General features: G+C 58.2%; 6 protein-coding genes and 1 tRNA gene. 6 read left to right on the top strand and 1 reads right to left on the bottom strand.

Annotation, left to right across the window (positions count from 1 at the left end):
- Window positions 1-494 (bottom strand): elongation factor P maturation arginine rhamnosyltransferase EarP (gene earP / locus B3V69_RS00800; RefSeq protein WP_296442889.1); only part of this gene is annotated, 494 nt, incomplete at its 3' end.
- 27 nt (window positions 495-521) lie between these two features.
- Between earP and uvrC the strand changes: the two genes are divergently transcribed.
- The 6 genes from uvrC to B3V69_RS00770 all read left to right on the top strand — a co-directional run bounded on the left by uvrC (window position 522) and on the right by B3V69_RS00770 (window position 6,937).
- On the top strand, window positions 522-2,546 hold the full coding sequence (gene uvrC, locus B3V69_RS00795) for an excinuclease ABC subunit UvrC (RefSeq protein WP_296442887.1): 2,025 nt from the start codon (window positions 522-524) through the stop codon (window positions 2,544-2,546).
- Window positions 2,547-2,590: 44 nt separating this feature from the next.
- Window positions 2,591-3,157, top strand: a complete 567-nt coding sequence (pgsA, locus tag B3V69_RS00790) for a CDP-diacylglycerol--glycerol-3-phosphate 3-phosphatidyltransferase (protein WP_296442885.1) — start codon at window positions 2,591-2,593, stop codon at window positions 3,155-3,157.
- 101 nt (window positions 3,158-3,258) lie between these two features.
- A complete protein-coding gene (locus B3V69_RS00785) occupies window positions 3,259-4,344 on the top strand; it encodes a tartrate dehydrogenase (RefSeq protein ID WP_296442883.1) in 1,086 nt (361 codons plus the stop codon).
- Between the two features lie 231 nt (window positions 4,345-4,575).
- Window positions 4,576-4,848: an HU family DNA-binding protein gene (locus B3V69_RS00780; RefSeq protein WP_296442893.1), complete on the top strand. Its 273-nt coding sequence runs from the start codon at window positions 4,576-4,578 to the stop codon at window positions 4,846-4,848.
- 15 nt (window positions 4,849-4,863) lie between these two features.
- Window positions 4,864-4,939, top strand: a tRNA-Val gene (locus B3V69_RS00775).
- 60 nt (window positions 4,940-4,999) lie between these two features.
- Window positions 5,000-6,937 carry a SurA N-terminal domain-containing protein gene (locus B3V69_RS00770; protein ID WP_296442880.1) on the top strand — a complete coding sequence of 646 codons (1,938 nt, stop codon included), beginning with the start codon at window positions 5,000-5,002 and terminating at the stop codon, window positions 6,935-6,937.
- Window positions 6,938-6,985: the final 48 nt, after the last annotated feature.

Below are 6,985 nucleotides of genomic sequence, written 5' to 3'. Positions count from 1 at the left end.
TGGCGTTCTGCCAGGTCCGCTTCTCTCAGCAGCCCGCCGGTTGCTGCGCTAAAGCCGGGGTAGAAGAAATGTTTGATCAGGCCCGCACCCGGCCCGGCCATCACGGGTGAAGGCAGTCCGTGGCTGCGTTCAGCGTAGCCCTCGGCGCTCAGGTACTCCAGGTTAATCCATATGCCTTTTAGGCCTCTAGCCCTCGTAGCTATTGCGTAAGCAGCTATAAATTCAGGAGCAATCTCGCAGCCAAAGGCTTCTACCAAAATATCGCCGATCACCAAGTCATTGGTCTGGACAGGCTGTGTCCACGGCTTGACCTCTACTCCCGGCGTGCCGTCAGGGGCCATCCAGCGCAAAGCACGGGCGTCGTCCACCCACAAACGGACTCGCTCGCCCCGCGCGGCCAGGCCGACGGCGAGGCGCCAGCAGACACCGATGTCCCCGTAGTTGTCGATGACCCTGCAAAAGATGTCCCAAAGATTTCCGTTTTCTGTATTCACGCCGGAGATTGTCCACAATACGCAGCTATGCCAGTTTTGCCTGATTCCATCCCGCCTGAGCTTTCTGTGCCAGTTGAGCCGTCTTCACTGCCAGCGCACACGGAGCAACTGTTGAGTGACGTGGCGAGCCTGCCCGCACTGCCCGGTGTGTATCGCTATTTCGCCGCGGACGGTGCTGTGCTCTATGTGGGCAAGGCCATCAACCTGAAAAAGCGGGTGTCCAGCTATTTCCAGAAAAACCATGGTGGCACCCGCATTGGGCACATGGTGAGCAAGATTGTTCGCATGGAAACCACGGTGGTGCGCTCAGAAGCCGAGGCGCTGCTGCTGGAAAACAACCTCATCAAGACGCTCAATCCCAAGTACAACATCCTGTTTCGCGATGACAAGAGCTATCCCTACCTGAAGCTCACGGGGGTGAGCCCTGCTGTGAATCCGGGTTCGATCTCGGGTTTGAGTTTCTCCCGGGTGTCGTATTACCGGGGTGCGGTCGAAAAGAAACACCACTATTTCGGACCTTACCCCAGTGCCTGGGCGGTGAAAGAAGCGATTTTGTTGATGCAGAAGGTGTTTCACCTGCGCACCTGTGAAGACCCGGTCTTCAACAACCGCACGCGTCCCTGTCTGCTGTATCAGATCAAACGTTGCTCTGCACCGTGCGTGGGGCACATTTCCGCGCAGGACTATGCGCAGGATGTGGCCAATGCCGAGCGGTTTTTGCGCGGCGATGCCAGGCAGGTGATGGACGTGCTGGAGGCCCGCATGATGGCGCACGCGCAAGCGCTGGAGTACGAGCAGGCAGCAGAACTGCGCAACCAGGTCGCGGCACTGTCCAATGTGCTGCATCAGCAGTCGGTCGACAATGTGTCGGACCGGGATGTGGACATTCTGGCCGTCAAGGTGCAGGGCGGTCGTGCCTGTGTCAACCTAGCCATGGTGCGTGGCGGACGCCACCTCGGCGATCGGCCCTATTTCCCGGTTCACGTGGAAGATGCGGCGGGGGTCTACAGCGACGACGAGGACGACGGCGACGGCGGCGACGTGGCCGCAGCGCCCAAGCAGTCTGTCGAGGCCCAGGTGCTGGAAGCTTTTGTGGCGCAGCATTACCTGAATGTCCCGATTCCCCCCTCGCTGGTGGTTAGTGAGCCGGTGGATAAAAACCTGCTCAAGGCCCTGTCGATCCAGTCCGGCGTCAAGGTAAGCGCCGTGCACCAGCCGCGCGAACAGCGCCGTCAATGGCTGGAAATGGCGCAAACCAATGCCAGCCTGCAACTGGCCCGTTTGCTGGCCGAAGAGGGCTCGCAGCAGGCGCGCACCCGGGCACTGGCCGACGCGCTCGATCTGGCGCTGGACAATCTGGACGAACTGCGGGTCGAGTGTTTTGACGTCTCCCACACGGCGGGCGAGGCCACCCAGGCTTCGTGTGTGGTGTTTCATCACCACCAAATGCAAAACGCCGAGTACCGCCGCTACGGTATCGACGGCATCACACCGGGTGACGATTACGCGGCCATGCGTCAGGTGCTGCTGCGGCGCTACGGCAAACTGGCCGAGACCTTGCAGGAAGCGAAGAAAACAGGGCAAACGCCGGCCGGAACCGGCCGCTTGCCTGACCTGGTGCTGGTGGACGGCGGCAAGGGTCAGGTATCGATGGCGCGCGAGGTGTTTGAACAACTGGGGCTGGACCTGTCGCTGATCGTGGGGGTCGAGAAGGGGGAAGGGCGCAAGGTCGGGCTGGAAGAGTTGGTGTTTGCCGATGGCCGCGACAAGGTCTATCTGGGCAAAGACTCGGCGGCCCTGATGCTGGTGGCCCAGATTCGTGATGAAGCGCACCGTTTTGCCATCACGGGCATGCGCGCCAAGCGGGCCAAGGTCCGCATGGATGGTGGCAAACTGGAGGAAATTCCAGGTATCGGACCCAAGCGACGCGCCAAGTTGTTGCAGCGCTTCGGTGGCGTGCGCGGTGTGGCGCTGGCGGGCGTCGAAGATATCGCCACCGTGGAGGGCATCTCGCGAGAGCTGGCCGAAGAAATTTACCGTGCCCTGCACTGATCAGGGTCAGTCAAAACGCCGTCAAGCCGTGCCACAATCAAACCATGTTCTTTACCATTCCGACCATCATGACTTGGGCTCGCATCGCCGCGATACCATTGATCGTAGGGGTCTTTTACCTGCCCATTGATCCTGCCACTCGCAATTTGGCGGCGACGGTGCTGTTTGTGGTGTCTGCGGCCACCGACTGGCTGGATGGTTATCTGGCGCGCCGACTCAATCAGGTCTCTTCCTTTGGCGCGTTCCTGGACCCGGTGGCTGACAAGATACTGGTCTGTGCCAGCGTGCTGGTTCTGGTGCATCTGGGCCGTGCCGACGTTTTTGTCGCACTCATCATCATTGGTCGTGAAATCGCGATTTCCGCGCTGCGTGAATGGATGGCCCAGATCGGTGCCTCCAAGAGTGTGGCGGTTCACATGATCGGCAAGCTGAAAACTGTAGTGCAAATGGTGGCGATTCCGTTCTTGCTGTTTGATGGCCTGTTGCTGGGCGTCATCAACACCCACTTGTGGGGTGTCTGGCTGATCTGGATTGCCGCGGTCATGACGGTCTGGTCCATGGTGTATTACCTGCAGAAGGCGCTGCCTGAAATCCGGGCGCGCGCGAGGTGACTGCGCGCGTCGCGTTGGTGGTTCATCAACCCAGGGCTGCGTAATGTCAGCGCCTCATCCTTGCCGCTATTGCTTAGCAACCGATTCAAGAGGAACCCGCCATGAGCAAAAGAAGGATTGCCGTCATCGCCGGTGACGGCATTGGCAAGGAAGTCATGCCCGAAGGCATCCGGGTGCTGGAGGCGGCGGCGGTCAAGTTCGGGATCGATCTGCAGTTCGACCACTTTGATTTTTCCAGCTGGGACTACTTTGAAAAGCACGGCAAGATGTTGCCCGACAACTGGAAGGACCAAATTGGTGGCCACGACGCGATCTACTTTGGTGCGGTCGGCTGGCCCGAGAAAATCCTGGACCATGTTTCGCTCTGGGGTTCGCTGCTGCTGTTTCGTCGCGAGTTTGACCAGTACGTGAACCTGCGGCCCGCGCGTCTGATGCCGGGCATCATCGCGCCTGTGGTGCGGCGTGACGGCAGTCGGCGCGAGCCCGGTGAAATCGACATGTACATCGTGCGCGAAAACACCGAAGGCGAATACTCCAGCATTGGCGGGCGCATGTACACCGGCACCGAGCGGGAAATCGTGATGCAGGAAACCGTGATGTCCCGCATTGGTGTGGATCGTGTTTTGAAGTTCGCGTTCGAGTTGGCCCAGTCGCGTCCCAAAAAGCATTTGACGAGCGCCACCAAATCCAATGGCATAGCGATCACGATGCCCTACTGGGATGAGCGCGTGGTTGAAATGGCGAAGCGCTATCCTGGCATTACGCTCGACAAATTCCACATCGACATCCTGACGGCGCACTTTGTGCAGCGCCCTGATTTTTTTGATGTCGTGGTGGCGAGCAATCTCTTTGGCGATATCCTGAGTGACCTGGGTCCGGCCTGCACCGGCACGATTGGCATAGCGCCGAGTGCCAATCTGAATCCCGAGCGCAAATTTCCCTCGCTCTTTGAACCGGTGCACGGCTCCGCTCCAGACATTGCCGGCCAAGGCATTGCCAACCCGATTGGCCAGATCTGGTGCGGCGCCATGATGCTGGATTTTTTGGGGCACAGGCAGGCGCATGACGCGATCCTGAAGGCCATTGAAAAAGTGCTTGATCCCCAAAGCGGTGCGCCGCGCACGCCGGATCTGGGCGGTTCGGCGAGCACAAAGGACGTCGGAATTTCCATTGCCGGAGCGCTTTGATCGGTCACGGATTTCCAAGCAGTTGGGTTTTATTGACTTATTCCAAGTATCGATCTGCAATGCGCCGGTGCAAACGGGAAAACCGACTAGAATTCGCGACCGCACTGTCATAAAGTTGCATGCCGTGTTGGCACGGTGAGAGTCCGTCGCTTCAGTCACATGATGCAAGACAGCGGCAAGATTTTTGAAGAGACAATTCGATTAACTCTGTTTCCATATGAGGGGTTCTTTGTGAATAAAACCGAACTGATTGAGTACATTGCCATACACGCCGATATTTCCAAGGCGGCGGCTACACGGGCGCTGGAGTCCACCATTGGCGCCGTCAAAACCACACTTAAAAAAGGCGGCTCTGTGTCGCTGGTGGGTTTTGGTACATTTGCTGTTGGCAAACGTGCTGCGCGGGTGGGCCGAAATCCCCGTACTGGCGATGCGATTAAAATAAAAGCTGCCAAGGTGCCAAAATTTCGTCCGGGCAAAGCATTGAAGGATGCTTTGAACTGATCGCTGGTTGAGGTGGGGTGCTTAGCTCAGTTGGTAGAGCGGCGCCCTTACAAGGCGTAGGTCGGCGGTTCGAGCCCGTCAGCACCCACCACCCAGGCAAAGGCGAACAAAATGTTCGCCTTTTTTTGTTTTTCTACTGGAGAATTTGCGCATGTTTGATTTTGTCCGAAAACACACGAAGGTCATGATGTTCGTGATGTTTTTACTGATCATCCCTTCATTTGTGCTGTTCGGCATTGATGGCTACAACCGCTTTCGTGAGAAAGGCGAGGCCGTTGCCCGTGTGGGAGGTCATGACATTTCCCAAGGCGAATGGGATGCGGCGCACAAATCAGAATCGGATCGCATGCGCGCGTCCATGCCGAACCTGGATGCCAAGCTGCTGGATTCGCCGGAGGCCCGTTATGCCACGCTGGAGCGACTGGTTCGCGAGCGGGTGCTGGCCCAAGCGGCTGACAAATTCAAACTGACGACCAGCGATGCACGGCTGGCGCGCGAACTGCGGGAGGATCCCACCATTGCCTCCCTGCACCTGCCGAATGGCAAGCTGGATATGGACCGTTATCGTCAGTTGGCCGCCAGCCAGGGCCTGACACCGGAGGGGTTCGAAGCCCGCGTGCGCCGCGACCTGTCGGTTCGGCAGGTGGAAGCTGGCGTGACAAGCACTGGCTTTTCTGCTGCGGCTGTCGCCGATGTGTCATTGAATGCTTTTTTCGAGAAGCGGGAAGTGCAGATCGCCAGTTTCGCCACGGCAGATTTCGCGTCTAAGGTCAATCCAACCGATGCCGAACTTGATGCGTTTTACAAGGCCAATCAGGCCCAGTTCCAGGCGCCCGAGCGAGCCAGCATTGAATACGTGGTGCTGGATCTGGATTCGGTTAAAAAAAGCATCTCCATCAGTGAGCCTGATCTCAAGTTGTATTACGACCAGAACGTGGCCCGTCTCAGTGGCGTTGAGGAGCGGCGTGCGAGCCACATTCTGATCAATGCGGCCAAGGGTGCTCCCGCAGCCGATCGGCAGAAAGCCAAAGCCCGGGCAGACGAGTTGTTGCAGGCGGTGCGCAAATCGCCCGACAGCTTTGCGGACCTTGCCAAGAAGAACTCGCAAGATGCCGGGTCCGCGGTCAACGGCGGCGATCTTGATTTCTTTGCGCGGGGTGCCATGGTCAAGCCGTTTGAAGACGCCGCTTTTGCCATGAAGAAAGGTGATATCAGCGAGGTGGTGGAGTCTGATTTTGGTTACCACATCATCAAGCTCACCGATATCAAAGCACCGAAGCAGCGCAGCTTCGAAGAGTTGCGCGCTGGTATCGAGGCCAGTCTGAAGACGCAGCAAGCTCAAGCCAAGTTTGCCGAAACTGCCGAGGCTTTTACCAATGGCGTGTATGAGCAGGCTGACAGCCTCAAGCCGGTTGCAGACAAATTGAAGCTTGAGGTCAAGACGGCGACCAACGTGATGCGCAAACCCGTTGCTGGCACACAGGGTGTGTTGGCCAATGCAAAATTTCTTGCTGCCATTTTTGGGACTGATTCAGTAGAGAAGAAGCGCAATACCGAAGCACTTGAAACGGCATCCAACCAGTTGACGGCAGGACGCATTACGCAATACACGCCAGCCCAAACCATGCCGTTTGCTGACGTGCGCAATGTTGTGCGTGAGCGTGTCGTTGCTGCCCGCGCTGCCGAACTTGCGAAGAAAGAGGGCATGGAGAAGCTGGCGGCCTGGAAGGCGGCACCGGCGTCCGCGGCCATGCCAACGGCTGTGGTCTTGTCGCGTGACCAGTCCCCCAATATCCCGCCGCAGGTTTTGGCGGCCGCGTTGCGTGCTGACGCGTCAGCCTTGCCCGTGTTTGCCGGTCTTGATTTAGGCGCCCAGGGCTATGCGGTGGTCAGGGTCAACAAGATCGTGCCGCGCCCGGCCGCTATTGAGGCAGTCGCCAAGCAGGAGCGCGCCCAGTACGCCCAGTGGTGGACCGGAGCCGAGAACCAGGCTTATTACGGCCTTCTCAAAGAGCGTTTCAAAGCCGAGATCATGGCGACGCGTCCGGTGCGAACTTCAATAGATTTGCCAATGACCGCCGTGAAGTAAACAGCAGCGGTTATAATAAAAATCTACGGTGGCTGTAGCTCAGTTGGT

The organism is Rhodoferax sp. UBA5149 (genome assembly GCF_002413825.1).
In the GTDB taxonomy this organism is placed as follows: domain Bacteria; phylum Pseudomonadota; class Gammaproteobacteria; order Burkholderiales; family Burkholderiaceae_C; genus Rhodoferax.
Note: the sequence above shows the minus strand (reverse complement) of the source record. Positions and strands in the feature narration are given on the sequence as shown.

Bases quoted from the DNA above. Each gene is read 5' to 3' on its own strand.
- uvrC (WP_296442887.1), top strand. From the start codon at position 522: ATGCCAGTTTTGCCTGATTCCATCCCGCCTGAGCTTTCTGTGCCAGTT.
- pgsA (WP_296442885.1), top strand. From the start codon at position 2,591: ATGTTCTTTACCATTCCGACCATCATGACTTGGGCTCGCATCGCCGCG.
- B3V69_RS00785 (WP_296442883.1), top strand. From the start codon at position 3,259: ATGAGCAAAAGAAGGATTGCCGTCATCGCCGGTGACGGCATTGGCAAG.
- B3V69_RS00770 (WP_296442880.1), top strand. From the start codon at position 5,000: ATGTTTGATTTTGTCCGAAAACACACGAAGGTCATGATGTTCGTGATG.